At 43.8% G+C, this 24431-nt stretch carries 20 protein-coding genes; 7 read left to right on the forward strand and 13 right to left on the reverse strand.

Annotation, left to right across the window (positions count from 1 at the left end):
• The first annotated feature begins 92 nt into the window (after positions 1–92).
• Positions 93–1976 (forward strand): methyl-accepting chemotaxis protein, encoded by a 1884-nt coding sequence (locus tag R7P69_RS19740; protein ID WP_005376880.1) that lies wholly within the window; start codon positions 93–95, stop codon positions 1974–1976.
• Between the two features lie 72 nt (positions 1977–2048).
• Here R7P69_RS19740 and R7P69_RS19745 read toward each other — a convergent pair whose 3' ends face one another.
• Together R7P69_RS19745 and R7P69_RS19750 are read right to left on the reverse strand one after the other, a co-directional pair.
• A complete protein-coding gene (locus R7P69_RS19745; RefSeq protein WP_213915207.1) occupies positions 2049–2768 on the reverse strand; it encodes a 3'-5' exonuclease in 720 nt (239 codons plus the stop codon).
• Between the two features lie 8 nt (positions 2769–2776).
• Positions 2777–4666 carry a DUF294 nucleotidyltransferase-like domain-containing protein gene (locus tag R7P69_RS19750; protein WP_191115982.1) on the reverse strand — a complete coding sequence of 630 codons (1890 nt, stop codon included), beginning with the start codon at positions 4664–4666 and terminating at the stop codon, positions 2777–2779.
• A 314-nt stretch (positions 4667–4980) separates the two neighbouring features.
• Between R7P69_RS19750 and R7P69_RS19755 the strand changes: the two genes are divergently transcribed.
• Positions 4981–5622 carry an outer membrane beta-barrel protein gene (locus R7P69_RS19755; RefSeq protein WP_238952020.1) on the forward strand — a complete coding sequence of 214 codons (642 nt, stop codon included), beginning with the start codon at positions 4981–4983 and terminating at the stop codon, positions 5620–5622.
• Between the two features lie 89 nt (positions 5623–5711).
• Here R7P69_RS19755 and R7P69_RS19760 read toward each other — a convergent pair whose 3' ends face one another.
• The 3 genes from R7P69_RS19760 to R7P69_RS19770 all read right to left on the reverse strand — a co-directional run bounded on the left by R7P69_RS19760 (position 5712) and on the right by R7P69_RS19770 (position 8009).
• Positions 5712–6902, reverse strand: a complete 1191-nt coding sequence (locus tag R7P69_RS19760; RefSeq protein ID WP_017636105.1) for an amino acid aminotransferase — start codon at positions 6900–6902, stop codon at positions 5712–5714.
• 331 nt (positions 6903–7233) lie between these two features.
• A complete protein-coding gene (locus tag R7P69_RS19765) occupies positions 7234–7533 on the reverse strand; it encodes a hypothetical protein (RefSeq protein WP_005376885.1) in 300 nt (99 codons plus the stop codon).
• Positions 7534–7778: 245 nt separating this feature from the next.
• Positions 7779–8009: a hypothetical protein gene (locus tag R7P69_RS19770; protein ID WP_186584870.1), complete on the reverse strand. Its 231-nt coding sequence runs from the start codon at positions 8007–8009 to the stop codon at positions 7779–7781.
• Positions 8010–8267: 258 nt separating this feature from the next.
• Between R7P69_RS19770 and R7P69_RS19775 the strand changes: the two genes are divergently transcribed.
• Both R7P69_RS19775 and R7P69_RS19780 read left to right on the forward strand, forming a co-directional pair.
• Positions 8268–9659 (forward strand): PLP-dependent aminotransferase family protein, encoded by a 1392-nt coding sequence (locus R7P69_RS19775; RefSeq protein ID WP_238952019.1) that lies wholly within the window; start codon positions 8268–8270, stop codon positions 9657–9659.
• A gap of 98 nt (positions 9660–9757) precedes the next feature.
• The gene (locus R7P69_RS19780) at positions 9758–9982 is read left to right on the forward strand and encodes a hypothetical protein (RefSeq protein ID WP_017636102.1); all 225 of its coding nucleotides are present in this window, start codon (positions 9758–9760) and stop codon (positions 9980–9982) included.
• A gap of 91 nt (positions 9983–10073) precedes the next feature.
• Here R7P69_RS19780 and asnS read toward each other — a convergent pair whose 3' ends face one another.
• Both asnS and R7P69_RS19790 read right to left on the reverse strand, forming a co-directional pair.
• On the reverse strand, positions 10074–11474 hold the full coding sequence (asnS, locus tag R7P69_RS19785; protein ID WP_017636101.1) for an asparagine--tRNA ligase: 1401 nt from the start codon (positions 11472–11474) through the stop codon (positions 10074–10076).
• Between the two features lie 210 nt (positions 11475–11684).
• On the reverse strand, positions 11685–13289 hold the full coding sequence (locus tag R7P69_RS19790; RefSeq protein ID WP_193838081.1) for a methyl-accepting chemotaxis protein: 1605 nt from the start codon (positions 13287–13289) through the stop codon (positions 11685–11687).
• A gap of 293 nt (positions 13290–13582) precedes the next feature.
• Between R7P69_RS19790 and queD the strand changes: the two genes are divergently transcribed.
• The gene (gene queD, locus R7P69_RS19795) at positions 13583–13945 is read left to right on the forward strand and encodes a 6-carboxytetrahydropterin synthase QueD (protein ID WP_005376896.1); all 363 of its coding nucleotides are present in this window, start codon (positions 13583–13585) and stop codon (positions 13943–13945) included.
• A gap of 89 nt (positions 13946–14034) precedes the next feature.
• Here queD and R7P69_RS19800 read toward each other — a convergent pair whose 3' ends face one another.
• From R7P69_RS19800 to R7P69_RS19820, 5 genes are all read right to left on the reverse strand, one after another.
• Positions 14035–14502, reverse strand: a complete 468-nt coding sequence (locus R7P69_RS19800) for a GNAT family N-acetyltransferase (RefSeq protein WP_025767296.1) — start codon at positions 14500–14502, stop codon at positions 14035–14037.
• A 94-nt stretch (positions 14503–14596) separates the two neighbouring features.
• The gene (locus tag R7P69_RS19805) at positions 14597–16312 is read right to left on the reverse strand and encodes an EAL domain-containing protein (protein ID WP_025767297.1); all 1716 of its coding nucleotides are present in this window, start codon (positions 16310–16312) and stop codon (positions 14597–14599) included.
• Positions 16313–16523: 211 nt separating this feature from the next.
• Positions 16524–17885 carry an L-serine ammonia-lyase gene (locus R7P69_RS19810; protein ID WP_005376899.1) on the reverse strand — a complete coding sequence of 454 codons (1362 nt, stop codon included), beginning with the start codon at positions 17883–17885 and terminating at the stop codon, positions 16524–16526.
• A gap of 97 nt (positions 17886–17982) precedes the next feature.
• Positions 17983–19236, reverse strand: coding sequence for an aromatic amino acid transport family protein (locus R7P69_RS19815; protein ID WP_005376900.1), 1254 nt, complete (start codon positions 19234–19236; stop codon positions 17983–17985).
• A 345-nt stretch (positions 19237–19581) separates the two neighbouring features.
• Positions 19582–20181, reverse strand: a complete 600-nt coding sequence (locus R7P69_RS19820; RefSeq protein ID WP_005376901.1) for a CoA pyrophosphatase — start codon at positions 20179–20181, stop codon at positions 19582–19584.
• Between the two features lie 231 nt (positions 20182–20412).
• On the opposite strand from R7P69_RS19820, the gene R7P69_RS19825 reads away from it, so the two are divergent.
• Both R7P69_RS19825 and R7P69_RS19830 read left to right on the forward strand, forming a co-directional pair.
• On the forward strand, positions 20413–20952 hold the full coding sequence (locus R7P69_RS19825; RefSeq protein ID WP_005388282.1) for a heme NO-binding domain-containing protein: 540 nt from the start codon (positions 20413–20415) through the stop codon (positions 20950–20952).
• Positions 20953–20959: 7 nt separating this feature from the next.
• Positions 20960–22660: an ATP-binding protein gene (locus R7P69_RS19830; protein WP_005388280.1), complete on the forward strand. Its 1701-nt coding sequence runs from the start codon at positions 20960–20962 to the stop codon at positions 22658–22660.
• Positions 22661–23024: 364 nt separating this feature from the next.
• Here R7P69_RS19830 and pabB read toward each other — a convergent pair whose 3' ends face one another.
• Positions 23025–24389 (reverse strand): aminodeoxychorismate synthase component 1, encoded by a 1365-nt coding sequence (pabB, locus tag R7P69_RS19835; protein WP_238952018.1) that lies wholly within the window; start codon positions 24387–24389, stop codon positions 23025–23027.
• Between the last annotated feature and the right edge of the window lie 42 nt (positions 24390–24431).

Genomic DNA, 24431 nt, shown 5'->3' on the forward strand with positions numbered 1-24431 from the left:
TATTTTGTTTTTTAAAAATTAGTGAATAGTCGTAAAAAAGTGTGTAATATTCATGCACCTTAACTGTTCTCCCAACTCAAAAAACTATAAATATGAAATTATCATTAAAACAAAAGCTTATAGGCGCAAGCCTTTCTGCTGTTGTTGTGATGGCAACAGCACTTACTTGGTTGTCGGCTGGTCAATTATTTGATCAGACTCGTTCAGGTGTCTATTCACGTGCGCAAAGTCTTAGTACTACTGCGTCAGAGGGAATTTCTGATTGGGTCAATATCCGTAAAGATATTGCCACTGCGTTCAACGACTACTCGACCGAGCAAGACGTTGTTCCTTTCCTACAACAAGCTCGCAAGGCTGGTGGCTTCGATGACATCTTCCTTGGTACACCAAACGGTGATATGTACCGCTCTCATCCGGAGCGTAACCGTGCTGATTATGACCCTCGCACACGTCCTTGGTACAAGGATGCTGATGCCGCGGGTAAGCAAATCATCACAGCCGCATATCAAGACGCAATCACGAATGCACTACTTGTGACCATTGCTGAGCCAGTAATGAAAAATGGTCAGTTTGTTGGTGTTGTTGGTGCGGACGTACTGATCGATCAGCTTATCAGCGATGTGATTAACTTAGATGCAGGTGAAAACGCGCATGCGATGCTAATCGACATGAATGAAGGCACCTTCTTAGCGCATCCAGATAAAAGCTTGACGCTTAAGCCTATCACCAGTGTTCTAAAAGATTTTTCAGAAGAGGCAATTGAGCGCGCCGCCGATGAAGGTCGTATCGAAGATACGGTAATCAAAGGAAAAGAGAAGCTTTACTACTTCAATAAAGTTCCTGGTACGCATTGGATGTTTGCGATTGAAATGGATCGCGCAACAGAAGAAGCAGGTCATGCGGTATTGCTACGAGATCTATTGTTCACTGCTGTGGCGATCACGATTGTGGTTATTCTTGCAGTTTCTTGGCTAGTTGGTTTCTTGTTCCGTGACTTGAACCGCGTATCAAATGCACTGGAAGAAATTGCATCTGGCGAAGGTGACTTAACGCAACGCCTAGAACCACGCAGTGATGATGAAGTAGGTAAACTGGCGGAAAACTTCAACCGTTTTGTTGGCAACATGCACACAATGGTTACTAAGCTTAGCCACGTATCTTCTGCGCTTTCAGAGCAAGCACGCACGACAGCACAGCAAGCTGAGGAGCGTAGTCAGCGTATCTCTTACCAGCAAGATGAAATCAACATGGTGGCGACGGCTGTGAATGAAATGGCAGCAGCGACACAAGAAATTGCAGGTAATGCTGATAGCACGGCAAGTAACTCAGAAGAAGCGGTTCAAGCTTGTTCACACGGTTCAAGCCAAGTAACTCAAACGCAAGGTTCTATTCAGAACTTAGCGCAAGAAGTTCAAGTTGCTACTGATGTGATTCAAGAGCTAGAAGCACACGGAAATAGCATCAATACGATTCTATCAACGATTCAAGGCATTGCAGAGCAAACGAACCTACTTGCACTTAACGCGGCGATCGAAGCGGCACGTGCAGGTGAGCAAGGCCGTGGTTTTGCTGTGGTTGCAGATGAAGTCCGCGTATTGAGCCAACGTACTCATGCTTCAACGCAAGAGATTCAAGAAACTATCGAGATGCTACAAGGCACAACAGCCAAAGCGGTCGGTATTATGGGTGACAGTCGTCGTCTAGCTGATACCAGTGTTGATGATGCCAATGCGGCTGCAGCGAGCTTGACGCAAATCCACACTGCTGTTGAGCGTATCAGTGATATGGCAACGCAGATTGCTTCAGCAGCAGAAGAGCAAGCATCGGTAACCACTGAGATCACTCGTAACACTGAAGGTATTCGTGACGTGTCTAACGAGTTGTCAGTCGAAGCTCATCAAGCAGCAGAACAAGCTGCTCACCTGTCTGAGCTATCACACGAACTTGAACAAGAGATTCAACGCTTTAAGCTGTAATCTTGTCTCAAGCTAAGCAAAAAAAAGGAGCCATCTGGCTCCTTTTTTGATCGCTATTAAGCGTGAAGTATATTACAGCCAGAACTCACTGATGGGTTGCTCTTCACTGTAATGATGGGCGAGTTGCGCTTGCAGTAGCTCTGCGGTAGCAATTGCATCGGTTAATGCATGGTGAGGCGTATAGTCTGGCAGCCCATAACGGCGTCGAGATTGCGCTAGCCGAACCGATTCTGGTTTTTTCCCTTTTAAACGCTCCCAGAGAGAGCCTGAACGTTTCTGTTGAATCGTTTCTTCAAGGTGCAGCGTATCTAAAACAGGAAACTCAATACCTTCCCCTAAACGGCTTTTGAGCGCTTTATCCAGAAACTCTCTCTCGATACGACGGTAATGAACAACAATGATTTTCCCGCTTAAGCATGGTAGCAGCTCGCTTAAGATATCGCCTAAGTCAGGTGCATCGATCAATTCGCTGTGAGTAATACCGTGTATAATGACTGAATCTTCATCGAGTGCACGCTGTGGACGTACCTTCCAATGACGCGAGTTACGTAGGAAAATTCGCTTCAGGTTAAACGGCACCAAACCAATAGTAATGATGTCATGTTTTTCAGGATTCAAACCCGTCGTTTCGAAATCTAACGCCACGAACTCCACCTCAGATAACGGTGTTTCTGGAGCAGGCGGCTTGTTGCTATAAAACGCAATTAAATTCTCATCCTTCGCCATCTCCAGCTTTTGTTCAAACTTCGTTGGCCACTGAATGGTTGGCTTCTGAAAGAGCTTTTTAATCATGCTAAACCTCACTTAAAGCTCTTGTTCGCTTGGTAGCGGAACTTAAGGAAATTTTGACCATTGCTTAGGATCTGGAATGCATCCTTTAGGTTGCGACGTTCAAACTCAGAGAGGTTTTCCGGTTCGATATTGTTATCAGGCTCAATGCCTAGTTCCACATCCGTCGCTTGGTGACGAATACGTACCATGGAAATAAATTCTAACGCGTCTTTTAAGTCTTGTGCTCGACCTTTTGGCAAAATGCCAGCATCAATAATGTCGTCAAGACGCTCAAACGAGTTCTGTGCACGTGAACCAACCGCCAGAGAGTGAACGCGAATTAAGTCGACCAGAGGAGCAGTACCGCGACGTTTGAGGTTGATGGAGTTGTTGTGTCTGCCATCTTTTTCCATCACGAAGTCTTTAAAGAAGCCTAGAGGTGGTGTTCTGTTTAGTGCGTTACGAGCCAAACACGCTAAGAAGCGGTTGTTCTTTCGAGCGCGACGAACAATAAAGCTAGTTAACTGTTCTGCCCATTTTAAGCGGCCATAGACGCCATCCAAGTCGAAAAAGATGGAGGCGTTGAGTAGTGCTTTCGGGTTCGGGTTATCAATCCAGTCAGCAAAACACTCTTCCCACTCTGAACGAGTCATGCGCCACAGTGGGTTGGTTGCCATAATATCGCCTGTGCAATATTTGTAGCCACAGGCATCTAACCCATCGCTGACGTATTTTGCTAGGGCTTCGAAGTATTTACCATGTTTCTCTTCTTGATAGGTCTCATCTAGAATGATGGCGTTATCTTGGTCAGTCACCAACAGTTGCTCATCTCGCCCCATTGAGCCAAGTGCAAGGAAACAATAAGGAATTGGCGGTGGGCCAAGCTTTTCTTCTGCCATTTCTAGCAGACGCTGTTTGAAGCTTCGGCCAATGACCGACATCGCGCTACCCACCATGTGAGAGTTGGCATCTTCATTGACCAGACGCACGAAGCTGCTTTTCACTTCTTCGGCAACAACTGCTAAATCTTCGATAGTCTGTTGTTGGAAAATACTACTCACCAGCAACAACGAATTCTGAGATTCATAACGAACAATGTCGGTTGTTTCGATAATACCAATTGGTAATTGGTTTTTTACCACTGGTAGGTGATGTACGTTGTAACGCAGCATCGTTAACATTGCTTCATAGATGTAAGCGTTGTGGTCAAGAGACATGACCTCCGTGGTCATCACACTAGACACATCGTCCTGTGGGGACAAACCTTCAGCTAACACACGGGTACACAAATCACGGTCAGTAATGATACCAAGTACTGGGGACTGTGGATCGTCTTCGTCACGAACGAAATCTGGGTCGACGATAAGTAAAGCCGATACGTTGTCATTCGCCATTTGCTGCGCGGCTTGCTGGATTGTCTGACCACGATCAATCGTATGAGCATCGCCAGTTAGCAAGGTTTTCACTTTCGACGTCGTCAGGTCATTGGCGTCTTTGTTTTCTGAAATGGCTTGGCGTAAACGAGCGCTATTTTCAACTTCAACAAAATCCGCAAAGGAATCAAAGTTATCGTAAATTTCTTGGAAAATGTCACCAGGAATACAGTAGAGCAGGGTATCCTCAATGGCTTTTACCGGAAAGCGGACTTTGTTATTGGTGAGCATGCCCATCTGGCCAAATAGGTCACCCTCGTCAAGGCGGTTATACAGCTCACCTTTGCGTCGATAAACTTCAACAACACCGCTTCGCACCACGTATAAATCTTGGATATAGTCTCCAAAATGGATGATGGGGGTATCTTCTCGGTAGTACGAGATTTCGACACTCTCTGTCACCTTGTTTAGTGTTTCTTCAGGGAGTTCATTGAACGGGGGATACTTGGCGAGAAAGTTGTAAATCTCGAGAAGTTCTGCATCCATCGAAGGCGCCTTTTAGTTCGCAAATAATAAAGTAATCTTAACTTAGTTTTAAAACAGAGTCTTATCTGAACCGCGATTTTCGTGCTCAGTCATAAGATTCTGACATATCGCACGATAAGGGAGCTTCATTTTTACTACTATATGGTCACCTCAATTGAAAAAGACGTCGTCGATATGTTTTCTTCGTGATGACTGATTAGATCTTTGGCTGTTTCAGATCGTTATCACGTCTTTAGATTAAGCTATTCTTCTTGAGCCAAGTAGCTCAGGCGATGGAATACAGTGTTTAGATAATTCTCATGAAAGGAAGTCGAATGGTGAGAAATTTATTGCTTGTTTCTTTAGCTGCTTTGCCGGCGATATCAAGCGCAGCGGTCATGGACCAAGCAGAAAAATTTGGGTACGAACACATTCATTTGGATGTTGGTGCCGGAACGACAAACGAAGAATGGTTAGATAACTCTAATGCGACCACAGTTGGACTCGGTGGTAACTATTTGTTTACTGAGAACTGGTTGTTTAATGTTGATTACTCAGCGCAGTTTTTCCATCCGGATGATTTTACTCTTCGCATTGACCGCCTTTTGTTTGGTGGTGGTTACCGTTATGGAGTTACAGAGCAATTCGATATCTACGGGATATATGGAATAGGCGCAAACAAAGCGAAAGCGACGGACGACAAAACGGATAATACGTTGTCTTCCGATAGCGAATTGATTCAAGCTGTAACTGTTGGGGTGAATTACTTGCTCAGTGAAAAGCTTATTGCGACAGCTGAAGTGGAGTTGAACCGTAGTGATATCGTTGATGAGAACAATTTTAAGATCGGTTTTAACTACCAATGGCATAAAGTCATCGGCACTGGTCTTTTTTATCAGTTTAGAGATACTGATTACAGCGGTGAAAGCTCAGATTACGTCAATGAAGTAGGGCTGAGTTTGAAGTTTGTCTACTAGATCGGACGGGTTCGCTTTTGGCGTTAAGTTAAAACAAAAAAGGTCAGCTTATGCTGACCTTTCCTTTTAATAAAGTATGCGACAGTCGATTATAAAACCGCTGCAATGCCTTTACACAGAGGGCCCATATTTGACTTCGTCATACCAGCAACACTGATTCGGCCAGAACCGACAATGTAAATACCGAACTCTTCTTTAAGGCGGTTAACTTGCTCTTTAGAAAGACCAGAGAAAGAGAACATACCATTTTGACGTTCGATGAAACTAAAGTCTGCGTCCACACCCTCTGCTTTTAGTGTCGCTACAAATAGTTCACGCATTTCTTGAATGCGGTCACGCATTTCTGCTACTTCAGCTTCCCATTCCGCACGCATTTCGGCGTTGCCAAGAATGTGAGTCACGACAGCGCTGCCGTGTGCAGGTGGGTTAGAGTAGATAGAGCGAATAATGGCTTTAACTTGAGAAAAAGCGGTTGTTGCGACTTCTTCTGACTCAGCTACTAACGTGAAGGCACCTACGCGTTCATTGTATAGGCCAAAGTTTTTCGAGAAAGAGCTCGCGACTAGGATTTCTTTGTTGTATTTAGCAAAAGTACGAAGACCTGCAGCATCTTCTTCCACACCTTTAGCAAAGCCTTGGTAGGCGAAGTCGAACAGAGGAAGCAATTTCTTCTCTGCGACAAGTTTCGCCAATGTTTCCCATTCTTCAGCCGTAGGATCGATCCCTGTAGGGTTGTGACAGCAGCCGTGTAGAAGCACGATGTCGCCTTCAGATGCAGATTGCAGATCATTTAGCATCGCATCGAAGTCTTTGTCTTTTGTTTCAGCATTGTAGTAGCTGTATTGTGCCGTTTCGATACCAGCAGCAGTAAATACGCCGTTGTGGTTCGCCCATGTTGGGTTGCTGATCCAGATCTTTACATCGCCTAGTTGACGTTTAATAAACTCGCCGGCAACACGTAGTGCACCAGTACCACCCGGAGCTTGAGCTGTTTTAGCGCGTTTTTCGTTTACAATTTCTGCATCAGAGCCGAAAAGCAGTTTTTGCACTGCAATGCCGTACTCTGCTGTGCCTTCGATGGTTAGGTAAGATTTGGTTTTTTCAGTTTCAACAAGTGCTGCTTCAGCTTTCTTTACTGTCGCAAGAACGGGAGTTTCGCCTTGCTCGTTTTTGTAAATACCTACGCCAAGGTTAATTTTGTCTGCGCGAGCATCTTTTTTAAACTCTTCAGTAAGGCCAAGAATAGGGTCAGCCGGAGCGGCAACTACTTTTTCAAACATAATCTTCATCCATGTTAATCGAAGGGGTGTGCTAACATTTATACCTTTCAGCAATATTGGTTACAACCGTTACTGAAAAGAAAACCTAAAAAAGTTGCGATTTGAAACAGAATTCTAACATAACTAAAGTTTTTGCCATGAAAACGTTTGGTAGGCACAGAGTTTGAAGGGCATTTATGCCATGGTTGGAGAAGTTTTGCACACATCCCAATCGTTTCAATTCAGTGCTTTGCGTTAACACGTTTATAATTGTCTAGTGAGGATTTGTTGAGACAAAAACGCCCCACCAAAGGTGGAGCGTTTACTGTTAGAGTATGGATATCGGTTGGGGTTATTTCTTCAGATTGATTTCCGACTCAACCGCATTGGTTTCGATGTCAGGGTTAGAAGAAAGTTTTTCAGTCGCCCAGTCGTTCATATGCTTTAAGATCGCTTTTAATGCGTGCTTTTCGGTTGGTACTTCTGTCTTTTCAACTTCAAGTTTTTGCTTCGGATGCGTACCCGTCGCATCTTCCGCAACGTGTAGCCAATCTGGGTGCCAGTAATAAGGTTGGCCGGAAGGAGAGCTCCAAGAATGTACGCCGTTGGATTCACCTTTGTATTTAATATCTTCTTCGTTGTATTTCGCCATTATTGTTTTCTCTCATAATCCATGAGTTGAGGTGTGCATCACCATTACTATTTAAATGTAACAGATGTAATGAAAATTAATGTGATAACAATCGACTTATTTTGCCCTTTGAACGCTATAGAAGATGCGTACTTCTCATTCAGAAGAATTTACTATTTGGCAGGTTTTAGCTTTATTTGTGTTTAAAGCATACAACGATGGATTCGCCTACCTAATGCTATTCTTGAACGGTGATAGAGCCTAAACTACTCGTCATTCAAGTGTTTGAGAATCGCCGCTTTTGCATGCTCTTCTGTCGCAGTTTCTCCATCAGGGACTTCAAGGTCAGCCTTTTTGTGTTCACCCAAAGTATCTTCAGCGATATGCAGCCAATCAGGATGCCAATAATAAGGGGTGGTACTGCCAGGATGGTCCCAACTATGTACACCTTTATGTTTTCCGCGATACGAGAGATCGTCCATTGTAAAAACTTTCATCGCTTCCTCCTGATTTAAAGACAGTAGTTCGAAGTGAGTTTAACGCACTCAGTCCAACGTAAAACCTTGGTTTTTAGGTATTGCAAAGATGTGAGGCAATATGTGTGTAACGGTCAAAGTATGGGATATAAACGCTCACTTCGTGGCTGAAATATCTATTATAAGATTGATAAATTACGTTGCTAAATTGAATACTCCCATATCAGAATGCTGGCGCGAAGTATGCTATGGTGCGGCTGTAAGTGAAATGAGGGAAACATGAACCGATACCGTCAACTGGCTGAGCTGTTCAAAACGCAGATTCAGCAAAATACTTGGAGAGCAGGGGAAAAGCTGCCATCAGTGCGTGTAACAAGCCGAAACCATTCTGTCAGCGCAGGTACGGTATTACAAGCTTATCAGCTGCTCGAAGCACAAGGTTGGGTCGCAGCGAAACCTCAGTCTGGATACTTTGTTACTGCGGAGTTGGACCGCTTCGAACCGAGTTCTCCAGCCACTTCCGTTTATCGCTCTAGCATCAACGATGAACTTTACGACTACCTCAAAAATCAGGCCTCATCGAATGCGGTGAAGTTTGGCTCCGCGTTTCCAGACCCAGCATTGTTCCCATTAGAAGCGCTAAACCGCAACCTAGCCAGCTCAGGCAGGAAGATGGGGGCAGAGACGTTATTGGATAACTTGCCGCCGGGCTGTGAGTCTCTACGCCGTTTGATTGCTCAACGGTACATCAAACAAGGTATGGTGTTTACCCAGGATGATATTGTCGTTACTTCTGGCGCATTAGAAGCGTTGAATTTGAGCCTTCAGGCCGTGACCCAGCCTGGAGATACTGTTGTAGTTGAATCACCGACGTTTTATGGCGCACTTCAAGCGATTGAACGTTTAGGTCTAAAGGCGATAGAAATAACGGTGGATCCGTTAACTGGACATTCAGTGGATCAAATTGAAGCGACTTTTGCCGACAATGATGTTCGCGCATGTTGGTTAATGACTAACTTTCACAATCCAACAGGAACTTTATTAAGTGACGGGCAGAAGCAACGTATCGTCGAACTGGCTGACAAATACGATGTGTACTTGATCGAAGATGATGTGTATTCAGAGCTTTATTTTTCTGAAAAAAAGCCAAGCTCACTTAAAGCTTTTGATACACAAGAGCGCGTGTTGCATTGTGGATCATTTTCAAAAAGCCTTTGCCCTGGCTATAGGCTGGGCTGGGTGGTAAACAAACGCTTCAATGAGCAACTTCAAAAGCTGCAACTTATCTCGACGTTGTCAGGCAGTGCACCAATCCAGCAGGGTATCGCGCATTACTTGCAAAACGATAGTTATGATAGCCATCTTAGAAAACTGCGAAAGAATCTTGAGCAGCGGCAATTGGCGTTTATTGAACTGGTTGATAAGTACTTTCCCCAATCGATTCGTTACACGGAACCGGAAGGCGGCTATTTTCTTTGGATAGAACTGCCGAAAACAAAGTGCGGAAAAGCGATTTATCAGAAGTTATTGGAAGCGAACATCACTGTAGCATTTGGTCAGTTGTTTTCTATCGCTCCAAATTATGAGAACTACCTGAGGCTTAATACATCGTTACTTGTAAATGATGAATTAGAACAAGCCGTGAAGACGGTCGGAGAATTACTTCATTAGCCAACTGTTTACCTGTTTTTTGCTCAAACTGTATCAGTGGACGATACCGAAGCTGTGTTTCAATCATGGGCAGACAACCATTTAGGTTAGGAGCCGTAATGAAAAAGCAGTTGGTAAAGCATGAACTTAGGTTGATGGGTGTTGCTATTTTTAGCGCATTTTTGTTGGTGTTTGCACACTTGATATTGGCGAAATCTTTCTCTCATATGGTTTGGACGGAATACACTGCTGCCGTTATCCCATTTGTGATGTTTGGCTTGTGTGTGGTTGGAGTAAAATACGCAGCGCGAGCAGATGAGGATGACGACGAAAATAACAACTAGAGTGTATACATCGGTTGCTAGAAAATCATTCGTACAAAATAAAAGACCTCCACATGGGAGGTCTTTTTAATTCAATATCACTAAAAAGTGATTAGAAGTTCGCAGAGCGAGGAGTACGTGGGAATGGGATCACGTCACGAACGTTGCCCATACCAGTTACGTAAGATACTAGGCGCTCGAAGCCTAGACCGAAGCCTGCGTGTGGCACTGTACCGTATTTACGTAGGTCGCGGTACCAGCTCATATGTTCAGGATCGATACCCACTTCACGCATACGCGCATCTAGAATGTCTAGGCGCTCTTCACGCTGAGAACCACCGATGATTTCGCCGATGCCCGGTGCTAGAACGTCCATCGCTGCAACTGTTTTACCGTCATCGTTAGCACGCATGTAGAATGCTTTAATGTCTTTCGGGTAGTTCTTAACGATTACAGGTGCTTTGAAGTGTTCTTCAGCAAGGAAACGCTCGTGCTCAGAAGACATATCGATACCCCATTCAACTGGGAATTCGAACTCACGACCTGAATCAAGAAGGATCTGGATTGCGTCAGTGTAGTCAACTTGCGCGAAGTCAGAAGAAACGAACTGCTCTAGACGAGTGATTGCTTCTTTGTCGATGCGTTGAGCGAAGAACTCAAGGTCATCGCGACACTCTGCAAGCACTGCTTTAAACACGTACTTGAGCATGTCTTCAGCCAGTTTCGCTACATCATCCAGTTCTGCGAACGCAACTTCAGGCTCAACCATCCAGAATTCTGCTAGGTGGCGGCTTGTGTTTGAGTTTTCAGCTCGGAAAGTAGGGCCGAAAGTGTAAACTTTGCTTAGCGCACAAGCGTAAGCTTCTGCGTTTAGCTGACCAGATACGGTTAGGAACGTCTCTTTACCGAAGAAGTCTTCGTTGTAGTCCACTTTACCAGCGTCAGTGCGAGGAAGGTTTTCCATGTCTAGCGTAGATACGCGGAACATTTCACCAGCGCCTTCAGCATCTGAAGCCGTGATCAACGGCGCAGATACCCAGAAGTAACCTTGCTCGTGGTAGAAGCGGTGGATTGCTTGAGATAGGCAGTTACGTACACGTGCTACTGCACCGATTACGTTTGTGCGCGGACGTAGGTGCGCAACTTCACGTAGGTACTCGATTGAGTGACGAGTTTTTGCCATTGGGTAAGTTTCAGCATCTTCAACCCAACCAACCACTTTAACGTCAGTGGCAGCAAGTTCGAAGTCTTGACCCTTTGCAGGAGATTCAACAATCTTACCAGTTACTTCAACAGAGCAGCCAGTCGTTAGCTTTAATACTTCGTCTTCGTAATTATTAAGATTATTTGGGACCACGGCCTGAATCGGGTCGAAACAAGAGCCGTCATATATGGCAAGGAAAGAGATTCCAGCTTTGGAATCACGACGTGAACGGATCCAGCCACGAACAGTCACTTCGCTGTCTACTGCTAGCTGACCTTTCAATACGTCTGATACAGGCGCGTAAGTCATGTTTTCAATATTCTCCATTGAGGTAAAAATTCAACTCAACGCTTACTTAAACTACTTGTCTGATAACATTTTTGTTCAAAAAACAAGCTAAGCGCTGAGTTGGGTAGCATTTTACAGATTCAACGAGACATATTACCTGTCAATTCGCTCGCATCAACCTTTATATTCGTTTTGATGGGGAGAATCTCTCTATTTATTCATTCTTTTGTGCTATGAAAGTGTGAATTGGTTTAGTAATTGCTCTAAACGTTCGGATAGATGCTCTAAATCAACACTAATATCACGCGTGTGCGATGCCGATTGCGATGTGTCGTTAGCATGCAGTGTGATCACATCTATTTTAGATTGAATATGCTGACTTACATCAGATGTGGTTTGCGTCTGGTTTTGGATATCTTCTGCATGTCTGAGCACTTGGCGCATTTCGTCAACAACGTTATGCATTGTGGCTGATAGTGCCTCGACATCGACAGAGCGTTGATGAGCAAACTGGCAGACGGTATCAACAGAAGTTAATGACTCTTCACTTCCTTGCTGGAATTGAGAAATGATATGTTCAATATTACCAGTGGCTTCAGCCGTCCTAGAAGCCAGGTTACGCACTTCTTCCGCGACGACCGCAAAACCGCGTCCTTGCTCTCCGGCACGGGCGGCTTCGATAGCAGCATTCAACGCGAGCAGATTGGTTTGTTCTGCAATACCCTTAATAACCACAAGAATGGACGACACTTCTTCGGTTCTTTGATTTAGAGAGCTGATTTTTTCCCGTACGGTATCAATGTTACTTACTAGTTGTTTGATGTCTTCACTGACGTTGTGTGCTTGGCTTGCACTATGAGTGGCGACATCAACGGTGTGATTGACCAAAACAGTAGCGTTGTTAGTCGAGTCCTCAACCGCAGTTTGTTGCTGCAACATATCGGTGATATTACTTTGTACTTCGTTGGTCTCTAGCTGTTGGTTATTGGCCGCTTTATCTGTGGACTGCGCGACAGCAGTTAGTTTACTCGCGGAGTCGGCAAGTGAGTGAGAGGTGTCTTGCACACGTTCTAAGCTTTCGGAGACCGTATCCATGAATGAATTGATTGCTGTAGAAAGTTGGCCCACTTCATCCTGTTGGTGATGCATAAGTCGTTGAGATAGATCTTTGCTATGGCTCACATTCGACATGAATTTCGACGTTCTTTGAATTGGTCGTACAATGATTTTTTGAATCAAACTCATCGTTATGATGAAGCCCACAAATGCGATTACGGCCATTATTCCCATCGCAAACATTGCCTGTTTACTGATCATTGAATTGACATGATTCATGTTGTATTCCAAGCGAATCGCGCCCAACACTTCTCCTGCTGGTGCAACGTGGCAAGAAACGCAGTTGGTGCCACGGTAATTTTCGCTCGATTTCATTGGTAGCGCGACTACTAACCCTTTGCCCCAATCGGCTGAGATTGGTTCAATCACCAGTTCACCATTCAACGCTCGTTGATCAATATCATCGACAGGCTGCTGGTTTTGTTGCCCAGGTCCGTAAAGTTTGGTCACAGCGTCAGCTCGCAACACGCGAACTGCTTCAATGCCTTCTTGGGCCAGGGCCTTTTGACGTAAGGTTTCTTTTTGCGACATGGTGCCCGTAAGCATCATCATATTTAGGCTGTCGAAATAATTACTAGCCTTATCATGGAGTTGTTCACTAAGAACATCATTGATTAAGGTTTTTTGTTGATGGTATTGGTAAGCCGTAGAGGCAGCTAGAACGCAGCTGAAGACAGCAATTAACGCCAGTAAGAGCTTAAAAGTGATAGTTGAGCGCATAAATTTATAAGTGTAATTGGAACGAACTGCACAATATTAATGTGCACAAATGCGCACTGCGAACAACGAAATGAATGATTGTGACCCCACACATGTTGGGGATATGTAATTGTGATGTGAGTGCTGTGTAATCAAATGTTTGGCGCGTGACAGAAATACGGCGCTTTGGTGTGAGTGATAGCAAAGAGGCCGGGAACTAGCGGAAGTTTTTGCTACGCTTGTATGGGGTAACGCTTGTCTCTTGGCAGCGAATTCCTTAGTATTGCCTGTCTTTTTAAAGCCTGAGAATCAAGATGAAAACAGAATTATATAAAGAGTTTATGTTCGAAGCAGCACACCATTTGCCACACGTACCAGAAGGTCACAAGTGTGGTCGTTTGCACGGACACTCTTTCCTTGTTCGTCTTTATGTAGAAGGTGAAGTTGATCCACATACAGGTTGGGTAGTGGATTTTGCAGAGATCAAAGCTGCATTTAAACCAATTTACAATCGCTTAGACCATTACTACCTAAACGACATTGAAGGGTTAGAGAACCCGACTAGCGAAGTGTTAGCAAAATGGATTTGGCAGCAGCTTAAGCCAAGCTTACCACTGCTAAGTAAAGTCGAAATCAAAGAAACGTGCACAGCGGGTTGTATTTACAAAGGCGAATAAGTCACTTTCTATTGAGCATTAAACAAAGGCAAGCGAGAAGCTTGCCTTTGTTGTGTCTGAATGGCCCAATTTTGATTATGCTTCACCAGCTAGCTTAATGGGTGTCGTAGAATCCATTCTTTTTCATTATCACCCAATGTTGTTTCCTCTGTATTAATGAATCCGCACGCATCAAGAAAACTGATAGCGTATTGCTGACTTTGTGGGACAGTGGCGCAAAGAGAGGTGCTTTTAGGGTTAATGGTATACGCATAAAGGAACAGTTTACGCAATGCCTCACTCCCAACCCTTTGACGTTGGAAACGTTGATCAATCATCAAGTATTTAAGCTCCAGTTCGTATCGTTTAGCAAACGGCGCATGTTGGGAGAAACCTTTATCGATAACAAGATAGCCTACTAATAGGTCATCAGAATAAATCGTAAAGAACGCCTCTGACTTACTGCGTTTTTGGTAAGCCATTTCAAACGGTGTAAAAAATCCTTTTTGCTCTTCTTGCACATCCAATTGCATCAAACTTGAAAAATCTTTCAGTTTGGTGGGTTTAATCGCAATCATCGCTCAATCACAAATTGGCGGCATACCGTTATGCCACCACGAGTTTTTATAGAGTATTAAATCTATTTTAAGTAACTAACCGAGTGAAGAAAAGCTAGCAATGAAGAGGGTAATAATAACCTTGGTGAATATAGGCGCCCAATGTTGTGAGTAAGTGAGCACTGTCTGCCGTTTCTACGCCTTCAACAATGACCGTGCAGCGATACGTATTGCCCATAGCAATTAACTGACGCAAGGTTTCTATCTTTTTATCATCAGTTTTTAGGCCAATAACAAATTCTCGGTCGATTTTGAGGTAGTCCGGATTCAGCTTGCTGATAAGCGCCACATTATTATTACCGGTGCCAAAGTCATCAATACTGATTTTACAATCCAGAGCTTTTAGTTTCGCGACATTGCCATAAATCTCAGAGGTATAGTACATCGATGCATTTTCTGTGATTTCGATTGTCAGCAAACGGCAATCCCGATTAGATAGCTCTCTATATAGGATTGAAAAGTTACGCCCTCGCAGCAAAGAAGGACAAACGTTAATGCTGATAGGGATGGGCAACGCTTTTTGTTTGGTGTAGATGGAATCAATCACCAGTAAGGTATGAGTTAGCAGCAATCCATTGCGGATCAGTGTTTCAATAAACCGTTGCGTATTTTTTACCTTAAACCGGGAGAGGGCTTCGTAGTGCACAATCTTTTGTGCCGAAGTGTTATAAATCGGCTCCAGTTTTATTTTGAATTGTCGAATTGCGCACAAGTAAGCCATAAAGGCTTGTAGGGAGCGGTGACGCAGTATAATGAGAAAAAGTAAGCTCAGTAGAATGATACTTTGAAACGGTCCAGAGATGTAATACACCTCTTTATAGCCACTATTCTTTACGTGATAATTGAAAAAGCGTTCATTGGTGTTACCAATCTCTAACGACGTTCCGGTATTCGTTGATAGCTTCATACCAGAAAGAAAAAAACGTGAAATATGATTTTCAACATTGTCGGATAAGTTAATGTTTTTAACACGAACCAAAACAGTTGCGTTATTTAAGTCAAATGATTGTGTCGTGTAATTGTTATTGTTACTCCACTCTTCAAAGGCTTTTTTGCTGACAGGGACAACGGTTTCTGGAGTGACTAAGCATCGAATATTGAAACGATCTAGCATCATGCTCGATTCCACCAACTTCACATTATCAAATAGCGACTTCAGTTCGCTTTCATTAGCAAAGCAACTCCTGCGGGAAAGGCTCTCTGCAATTTCGAAGGCGTTATCCAGATAATTATGTTTAACGATGCTGTTTATCGCGTAGTAACAGATAGCAAAGAAAATGATCGCAGTGATCAACACAACCCACATCGTTTCTGAATAGATCTTTTTATTACGCAGGCAAATACGAAGCGCTTTGCGAAGACTATTGGTTGTGTATTGATTGATCTTCTGTTGATGTTCGATGCCATTCTGATGGTTGTTTTGCATAGTAAAAGGGATGAAGTATCCGGTCCGGTGAATGTTTTCGATAATGTTTTTGTTAGTGGTTAAGTGTTCTTCCGTGAGCTTGCGAAATTTCTTTCTTAGAGCGGCCACCGCGTTTTTAAAGCCATTTTCTGGCAGTGTCATTTTGTATTGTTGAGTGATTTTGCTTTCTATTAACCGCTGACTAATCGGCGTATTTAAACTGCCGTATGTGGCGATAGTTGACAGAATGGCGTACTCATTTGGGTTGACAGGAATGGAGTGGTGGAGTGACTGATTGAGCTCTAGAGATATTTCGTTTTCGGACAAGCAAACGCAGATTTGGTTTCCAATTTCAAACCTAATCATGTGTTGATGTGCTCCAAGTTTAATTTTTGGCTACGTTATCAATAAAGCTAGGGAAGAGATGTGATTTTTTACTGAGATATCCATAATATTTGGATATATTCAACGTTTTAGGTTTTTTTTACTTGTCCTGATAACGCATTCTCCTGGTTTTTTGGGGTATAAAAAAACCCGAGCATAAACTCGGGTTTTGATTGGTATTCAGAAAGGCGTGTTAGCAAATCACTTTGATTGCTAGACCACCTTGAGATGTTTCGCGGTATTTCGCGTTCATGTCTTTACCTGTTTCTAGCATGGTTTCGATAACCTTATCTAGAGAAACAGTTGGAGCTGAAGAGCGACGTAGTGCCATGCGAGTAGAGTTGATTGCTTTTACTGCCGCAATACCGTTACGCTCGATACATGGAACCTGAACCTGACCTGCAACTGGGTCACACGTTAGACCTAAGTTGTGCTCCATCGCGATTTCTGCTGCCATACATACTTGCTCTGGGCTACCACCCATAAGCTCAGCAAGGCCTGCTGCTGCCATAGAACATGCCACGCCAACTTCACCCTGACAACCAACCTCTGCACCAGAGATAGACGCGTTACGCTTGTAAAGACCTCCGATTGCGCCAGAAGCTGCAAAGTAACGGATGTAATCTTTTTCAGTCACAGTTTGGATGAACTTATCGTAGTAAGCCAGTACCGCAGGGATGATGCCACACGCACCGTTAGTTGGTGCCGTTACTACGCGGCCACCAGCTGCGTTCTCTTCGTTTACTGCGAAAGCAAACATGTTTACCCAATCAACAACAGACATTGGGTCGTTTGTCGTCTTTTCTGAAGTAAGTAGCTGCTGGCGAAGTGCTGCTGCACGACGAGGCACGCGTAGTGGACCAGGCAAAATACCTTCTTCATTCATACCGCGATCCATACACTCGCGCATTGTGCGCCAGATGTTCGCGAAATAAGTACGAGTTTCTTCATCTGAATGAAGCGCATGCTCATTCTTCATGGTTAGTGCGCTGATGGACAATCCACTTTCGTGGCATTGGTTAACCAGTTCCTCTGCCGTTGTAAACGGGTAAGGTACTTTTACTGGATTCTCAGCTTCTTTACCGAAATTTTCTTCATCAACGATGAAACCACCGCCGATAGAGTAGTAAGTTTTTGAGTACGCTTTTTCGTCATCAATCCAAGCGTGGATCTGCATGCCGTTTTCGTGTAGCTCTAGGTTTGTTTTGTGGAAGTTCATTCCACCTTCACGTGGGAACGATACTGTGTGACAGTGCATGCCAACGGGAAGGCGTTCAGTTTCTTCTACACGAGCAATAAAGCCCGGGATAGAATCGATATCAACTTTCTCAGGAGTGTTGCCTGCAAGACCCATGATGATAGCAATATCTGTGTGGTGACCTTTCCCTGTCAGTGATAGTGATCCATAAACGTCAACGGTGATTTTAGTGATGTCGCGCAGTTTTCCCATTGCACGAAGATCATCAATAAACTCTTTACCCGCTTTCATTGGGCCTACAGTGTGTGAGCTTGAAGGTCCAACACCGATTTTATAGATATCAAAAACACTAATCATATCGATTACCTCAGAAGAAAGCCTCCCAAGGGGAGTTGGGAGGCTTAATTTTATCGTTATATTTTTGGATTAATCATACTGCACTGGGCAGAGATGATTAAAGAGCGCCGTAGATTACAGAACTAATTGCAGCAAGACCACAGATTGCTGTGAAAATTTGCACAGGTGCTGAAGTTTTGTACTTAGCCATCGCAGGAACTTTTTGCATTGCGAAGATTGGCATCAAGAATAGGATTGCCGCAATCATCGGTGCACCCATTGTTTCAATCATACCTAGGATGCTTGGGTTAACGATAGCAACGATCCAAGTTGTGATTACAATGAAGATTAGAGACATCTTCTCGATCTTACTTACTGGTGATTTTGAACGAGATTTCACTAGACCAACTAGACCTTCGTGCGCGCCTAAGAAGTGGCCAAAGTAGCTAGAGGTGATCGCTGCGAAAGCAACCAATGGACCCATGTAAGAGATCAGTGGAGATTCATGCACGTTTGCTAGGTAAGAAAGAACAGAGATGTTTTGCTCTTGCGCCGTTGCTAGTTGCTCTGGAGACAGAGAAAGTACAACAGAGAAAACGAAGAACATAACAAAGCCCATCAGCATCATTGCTGCGCCACCAGTGATAGTGTCAGTTTTCTTAACTGCGTCATCACCGTATACACGACGTTGCTCTTTAGAGAATTGAGAAATGATTGGGCTGTGGTTGAAAGAGAACACAATAACAGGGATTGCTAGCCAAACGATAGCTGGCATTGCACCCCAGTCAGGCGACACTTCCATCATTGAAGTGTTCCAACCAGGAATTAGGTATACAGACAGTGCTAGTAGGATGAACACGAGAGGGTAAACCATTGCTGAAGTTGCTTTCAGCATAAGCTCTTTACCGAATACTACGCCTGCTGTCATTGCAGCAATAAGTGCACCAGAAAGTAGCCAGCGAGGAATAGATTCCATGCCCATTTGGTTAACTAGGAAAGAGTCAACTGTGTTTGTGATACCAACACCGTAGATAAGTACGATTGGGTAGATAGCGAAGAAGTAAGCGAACGTAATAAGGTTTGCGCCAGTCTTACCAAAGTGCTCTTCTACTGTGTCGGTGATGTCCGCTTCAGGGTTTTTCGCAGAAAGAACGAAACGAGCTAAAGATTTGTGTGCGAACCAAGTCATTGGTGCTGCGATTAGGGCTAGGATTACTAATGGCCAGAAGCCACCTGCACCTGCTTTAATAGGAAGGAACAGTACACCTGCACCTACTGCCGTACCAAAAAGGGACAGACACCAGGTAAAGTCTTTGTAAGAAAACTTACTAGACGATTGTGCGGTAGAAACCGCAGAAGTAGTTGTATTCATTTTTTAGTTACTCATTTTGGGAACAGGAAATAAGTCGGGAGTAATTTTGCAAGATTTTACACTAGGAAAATTAGATCTAAATCATTTATTGCTTACGCTTATTGAATGATATGTCAAAAACCTGCTTTTTATCACGAAAATGATGTGCTACTCGTGATTTCTGCTAATGAGTAAAATTAGAAAAACTTATCAATAGGGCTGTTTGTATAAATTTATTTCACCGCAAGCGTTTGCGGTGAAAATGGAAAATTAATCTAATGTGAATGAATGTTTATGAAGCAACGTTTTATTAATATTGATGCGCATAATGATCGCGCCTATAAAAGCACCGATATCAACAACTGTTTAATGTGAAATAATATGTTTTTGCATTGATTCGATAATTTGTGCCGTCATGCCCCAGATGAAATGCTGTCTATATGGGATAGCAAATACACGATGACTGCTTCTTTTTAGGTCAAATTTGGTGCTATACAATTTTTTGGGGTTCAGAATATGGTTGGCAGGAACCTCAAAAACTGACTCTACTTCATTTGGGTCAATATGCGTTTTATATTCCGGAGAAACAAAAGCCAAAAAAGGTGTCACATTAAATTGACTAATCGTTGGTAGTGTAGGCAGTTGACCAAACACATGAATATGCTCATCTTCTATCCCAACTTCTTCTTTGGTTTCCCTTAAAGCGGTATTCACGAGCTGAATATCTTCCTGCTCATATTTGCCACCGGGAAAGCTGATTTGTCCCGGATGATGGCGTAAGTGGGCTGCGCGCTTAGTCAGAATGACTTGTAACCCGTCATCGCGTTCCACAAAACCGATTAAGACTGCCGCATCTCTCAGGGACTTTTCTTTCATCCATTTCAGTCGTGCAAGGGACTCTTTGTGGTAGCCCGTTGGAAGCCGAAATTGAAAGTTCTGTAGTAAATGAGTTTTGTCGATAACCAAACTGAGTCCTTATTTATCGTGCCTAACCATTATTTATTATACTCAAAGACGGCAAAGCGTATGGCGTTATCGTTACTGGTTACCAAATAAAACATTCGCATTAAAGCACTCGCCAGCACTTTCCCTCTTTGTGTTGTGTGTCTCACTCTGCTTGAACATATTAATTTGAAACTTATAAGGTTATACACCATTCTTTATTTTAGGACGTCACTATAGGACAAGTATTGGCCAATGAAAGGGATTATTTTCACCGAGTTCATGGAGTTAGTAGAAGAGAAATTCGGTCTTGATGTGTTAGACCAAGTTCTCGATCTTTCTAACGATGAAGGTGTTTACACCGCTGTTGGTAGTTACGATCACAAAGACTTGGTTAAGTTGATCGTGAATCTCAGTAAAGTATCTGGTGTTCCCCCCGAGCAACTGCAAGAAGTGTTTGGAGAGTGCGTCTTTTTGAATTTACTTCGCTCCATTCCTAGTCACGCCAGTTTGCAACAGTGTGAAACGACGTTTCAATTTGTTCGCCATGTTGAAGACTTTATTCATGTCGAAGTTAAGAAGCTCTATCCTGATGCTAACCCTCCGCAATTTGATTTCATTAGTGAAAACCAATCCCAATTGGTATTTGACTACCACAGCGCAAGATGTATGTCTCACGTATGCTTAGGATTGATAAAAGGCTGTGCTGCGCATTTTGGTGAGGTAGTTCATATCAAACATCAAAATCAGTCAGAAGATGGTAGCAAAGTACGTTTTTGGTTAGAGGCTCAATAAGAACGATATGACGGGAAGTTCCTCATTAGAAAGGAAACTCAAACGAGAAGTTGCATCAAGAAAAGCAGCTGAGCAGCTGTTGGAACAGAAAAGCTTAGAGTTATATGAATCCAACCAGCAACTCAGTGTTGCATTGAAAAAGCTGGAGCTGAAATCTAAAAAGGATCTTCGTAAGTTTGAGTTTGAAGAGCAAATTGATGCGACGTTGATTAAGTTCGGTCGTACTTTTTTATCGAGCACGTTCGATGAAGCAATGATAGCGAGCTTTATTGAGCAGCTCACTTCTAACTCGATCATTTCTGCGGCTTACTTGTTTCTTGACGCTACAAAGCTGAGCTCATTGCGTCGTCATCACTTTGGTCACTTACAGCTTCGTCATAACAACGAGATTTTAACCTCTCCTAATTGGCAGGGAGAGAATTTGCATTTGCCAGTTATCATTGATGGGGAAACGGTTGGGGAGTTGATTTTCTCTGTGTTGCAAGATCAAATCGATCAGTCTTTTATTTCCAAACAGATGGAGCTCGTGTCTGACTTAGTTCATGGTGTTATTGGTCGACACTTAAGTTTAGAGCGAGAGGTCGAGCTGAGAAAGCGGGCTGAGGAATCAGAAAAAGCGACGAAGGAGTTTGTCGCCATGATTAACCATGAGCTGCGAACTCCTCTCAATGGCGTATTGGGTAGTGCGGAGTTATTGAGTCGAACCCAATTAGAAGAAGAGCAGCGTCAATACTTGAGCAATCTGACTCAATCAGGGGACTTATTGAGAGTTATCATTAATGATCTTCTTGATTTCAGTAAGATGAATGCCGGTATGATGGAAATCATACATAAAGTCTTTGCCTGGGAGGAACTTGAAAAAGCCATCATGGGTGTATTTGCAGCTAAGGCTGCTGAAAAACGCATCCATTTCTCTATCGACAAAAAGCTGGGGATTCCAGAATTTTTAGTCGGTGACTTAGAGCGCATTACACAAATTTTGGTTAACTTGGTGGGAAACGCGATTAAGTTTACTCACTTGGGTGGTGTCGTGTTACGGGTGGAATGGCTTAACGGCACGGCTTATTTTGAGGTTGAAGACACTGGTATTGGCATCCCAATAAAAGCACAGCCGTCACTCTTTGATCCATTTGTCCAAGTTGATCGCTCGGCGAAACGCAGCTTTGAAGGCTCAGGTTTAGGTCTCGCGATTTGTAAAAACCTTGTGGATTTGATGCAAGGTCAAATTAGCTTTGAAAGTGAAGAGCGCAAAGGGACAACTTTTAAAGTTGCTATTCCTCTTGAGGAAGGGCAAGCACAAGGCACAGCAGAGGGGGAGTTGGTCACCATAGAGCGAAGCGATTTAGCAGGACGCTCAATATTAGTGGTTGATGACATCAGAATGAATCAAGTCATTGTTACTCAAATGCTGAAAAAACTCGACATTACACCTGATTTAAAAGCCAACGGCAAAGAAGCATTAGAAGCGGTGAAAAGTAAAGACTACGAACTGATATTCATGGACTGCCGAATGCCAGAAATGGATGGTTATGAGGCGACGATGTATCTGAGAGAGCGTGGCTTTACTCATCCTATTATTGCATTAACCGCTGGCACTACCATCGAAGAGCGTCAAAAGTGCATTGATTCAGGCATGGACGACATCCTCACTAAGCCGTACACCGCAACCGATATCGAACAGATTATGTGTAAGTGGCTTGAGCAGTAGACGCTGCCTCTTAAAAAGTATGTTTGTTGGCCAACGGCTAAAAGCTAAAGTACATGCAAATAAAACACACAAAAAAACGCACCACACTGGATAATGCCGATCATTTAACGATGTTTTTTGGGTCATTCTAGCGAGCCTTGGCGAGACTGAGAATCTAGTAGCAGCACGATGAGCGGGTAATGAAACAAATTTGACCACAAAGTGCTTGAATAGAAGAACCTGTATCACGCTCCTTCGTCGCTGTGCAGGGTGATGAGATACAGAAATATGCCACTCGCTGTTAAATGAGCGGCATTACCGTTCTGGAGGCGTTTTAGATTGTTTTCGTCAATAGCATTAAAGCGACGTTGTCCACGGTTGAAATCTACGATTGCAGCGCTGGCAAAATCTTTGAAAGTTTATCCAACGTTTCTTGATACTCAGAGGCGCAATCGCTATCTGCCACGACGCCGCCGCCAGCCCAAGCGTAAAGTTTGTTTTTTTCCGCTACAAGAGTTCGGATAGTAATGCTGGTGTCCATACGACCATGGCGTGAAATATAGCCAATACTGCCGCAATACGCGCTGCGTCGATGCGGCTCCAGTTCTTCAATGATCTGCATTGCGCGAACTTTAGGTGCTCCCGTGATTGAACCACCTGGAAAACACGCTCGCAGCAAATCCGCAGGAGCGTATTGTTCATCCAAATTTGCACGAATGGTGCTCACCAAATGATGCACGGCAGGGAAGCTTTCAATATCGAACAACTTTGGCACGTGAACGCTACCCGGTGATGCAACCCGACCAATATCATTACGCAGCAAATCGACAATCATCAGGTTTTCTGCCTGATCTTTTTCCGCTGTCTGCAAGTCATGGGCATTAGCGTTATCTTTCTTTGGATCTTCGCTGCGTGGTCGAGTACCTTTGATTGGTTTCGTTTCAATGACGCGATCTTTGAGCTCTAAAAAGCGCTCTGGAGAGATACTCAAAATCGAAGACTCAGGCATACGGATAAACGCTGAGAATGGCGCTTGGTTGGCGGACTCCAATTTCAGATACGCTTGCCACTCGCTGCCTTGATACGGTGCGTTAAAGCGCTGCGCCAAATTGATCTGATAACAGTCACCGCTCAACAAGTATTCTTGCACCTTGTCAAAGCGAGTGGCGTAGCTCTCTTTCGTCATGTTTGACTGCCAAGCACCAGACAAAGCGAAGTCAACGGTTTGTTCTGCTTTTTGCTCGTTTAACCATTGCCAAGCTTGCTCGATATTCTGACCAACTAAGCATGCTTTTTTAAGCTTGTGGTCAACAACGACGGCCCATTCATACAGACCTACCGCCATATCCGGCGTGTTGAGATCTTTTTCTGCCACTTCTGGCATCGTTTCTACGCGGCGACCTAAATCGTAACTGAAGTAACCGAGCGCACCACCAACAAAAGGCAAATCCAACTCCTTATTTAACTCAACGTGAGGAAGCCACTGTTCTTGCAACTGATGAAGCAGCGTGAATGGGTCATCTTGAGTTGAATAGGCATTCGATGGCGTTTCAACTTGTGTGTTGTCGGCAGTGGTTTCTAACGTTGCAATTGGGTTGGCGACCAACACATCGAAGCGGCTATCGATATGCGTTTTTGATGCAGAACGCAGCAACATCGCCCAAGGTAGGTGTTGAATGCGAGAAAAAAGGTGAATAGCAAACTCTGGTGCGTATTCCAGCGCTTTAAAATCAATGAATTGATTGTCCATGTTGTTCATTTGTGTAATTTGTGACAAAGAGATCGTTCACTG

The sequence above is a fragment of the Vibrio sp. 661 genome (genome assembly GCF_033339315.1).
Taxonomy (GTDB): domain Bacteria; phylum Pseudomonadota; class Gammaproteobacteria; order Enterobacterales; family Vibrionaceae; genus Vibrio; species Vibrio alginolyticus.

Coding starts and splice junctions, on each gene's coding strand:
- R7P69_RS19740 (WP_005376880.1), top strand. CDS start 93: ATGAAATTATCATTAAAACAAAAGCTTATAGGCGCAAGCCTTTCTGCT.
- R7P69_RS19745 (WP_213915207.1), bottom strand. CDS start 2,768: ATGATTAAAAAGCTCTTTCAGAAGCCAACCATTCAGTGGCCAACGAAG.
- R7P69_RS19750 (WP_191115982.1), bottom strand. CDS start 4,666: ATGGATGCAGAACTTCTCGAGATTTACAACTTTCTCGCCAAGTATCCC.
- R7P69_RS19755 (WP_238952020.1), top strand. CDS start 4,981: ATGGTGAGAAATTTATTGCTTGTTTCTTTAGCTGCTTTGCCGGCGATA.
- R7P69_RS19760 (WP_017636105.1), bottom strand. CDS start 6,902: ATGTTTGAAAAAGTAGTTGCCGCTCCGGCTGACCCTATTCTTGGCCTT.
- R7P69_RS19765 (WP_005376885.1), bottom strand. CDS start 7,533: ATGGCGAAATACAACGAAGAAGATATTAAATACAAAGGTGAATCCAAC.
- R7P69_RS19770 (WP_186584870.1), bottom strand. CDS start 8,009: ATGAAAGTTTTTACAATGGACGATCTCTCGTATCGCGGAAAACATAAA.
- R7P69_RS19775 (WP_238952019.1), top strand. CDS start 8,268: ATGAACCGATACCGTCAACTGGCTGAGCTGTTCAAAACGCAGATTCAG.
- R7P69_RS19780 (WP_017636102.1), top strand. CDS start 9,758: ATGAAAAAGCAGTTGGTAAAGCATGAACTTAGGTTGATGGGTGTTGCT.
- asnS (WP_017636101.1), bottom strand. CDS start 11,474: ATGACTTACGCGCCTGTATCAGACGTATTGAAAGGTCAGCTAGCAGTA.
- R7P69_RS19790 (WP_193838081.1), bottom strand. CDS start 13,289: ATGCGCTCAACTATCACTTTTAAGCTCTTACTGGCGTTAATTGCTGTC.
- queD (WP_005376896.1), top strand. CDS start 13,583: ATGAAAACAGAATTATATAAAGAGTTTATGTTCGAAGCAGCACACCAT.
- R7P69_RS19800 (WP_025767296.1), bottom strand. CDS start 14,502: ATGATTGCGATTAAACCCACCAAACTGAAAGATTTTTCAAGTTTGATG.
- R7P69_RS19805 (WP_025767297.1), bottom strand. CDS start 16,312: ATGATTAGGTTTGAAATTGGAAACCAAATCTGCGTTTGCTTGTCCGAA.
- R7P69_RS19810 (WP_005376899.1), bottom strand. CDS start 17,885: ATGATTAGTGTTTTTGATATCTATAAAATCGGTGTTGGACCTTCAAGC.
- R7P69_RS19815 (WP_005376900.1), bottom strand. CDS start 19,236: ATGAATACAACTACTTCTGCGGTTTCTACCGCACAATCGTCTAGTAAG.
- R7P69_RS19825 (WP_005388282.1), top strand. CDS start 20,413: ATGAAAGGGATTATTTTCACCGAGTTCATGGAGTTAGTAGAAGAGAAA.
- R7P69_RS19830 (WP_005388280.1), top strand. CDS start 20,960: ATGACGGGAAGTTCCTCATTAGAAAGGAAACTCAAACGAGAAGTTGCA.
- pabB (WP_238952018.1), bottom strand. CDS start 24,389: ATGGACAATCAATTCATTGATTTTAAAGCGCTGGAATACGCACCAGAG.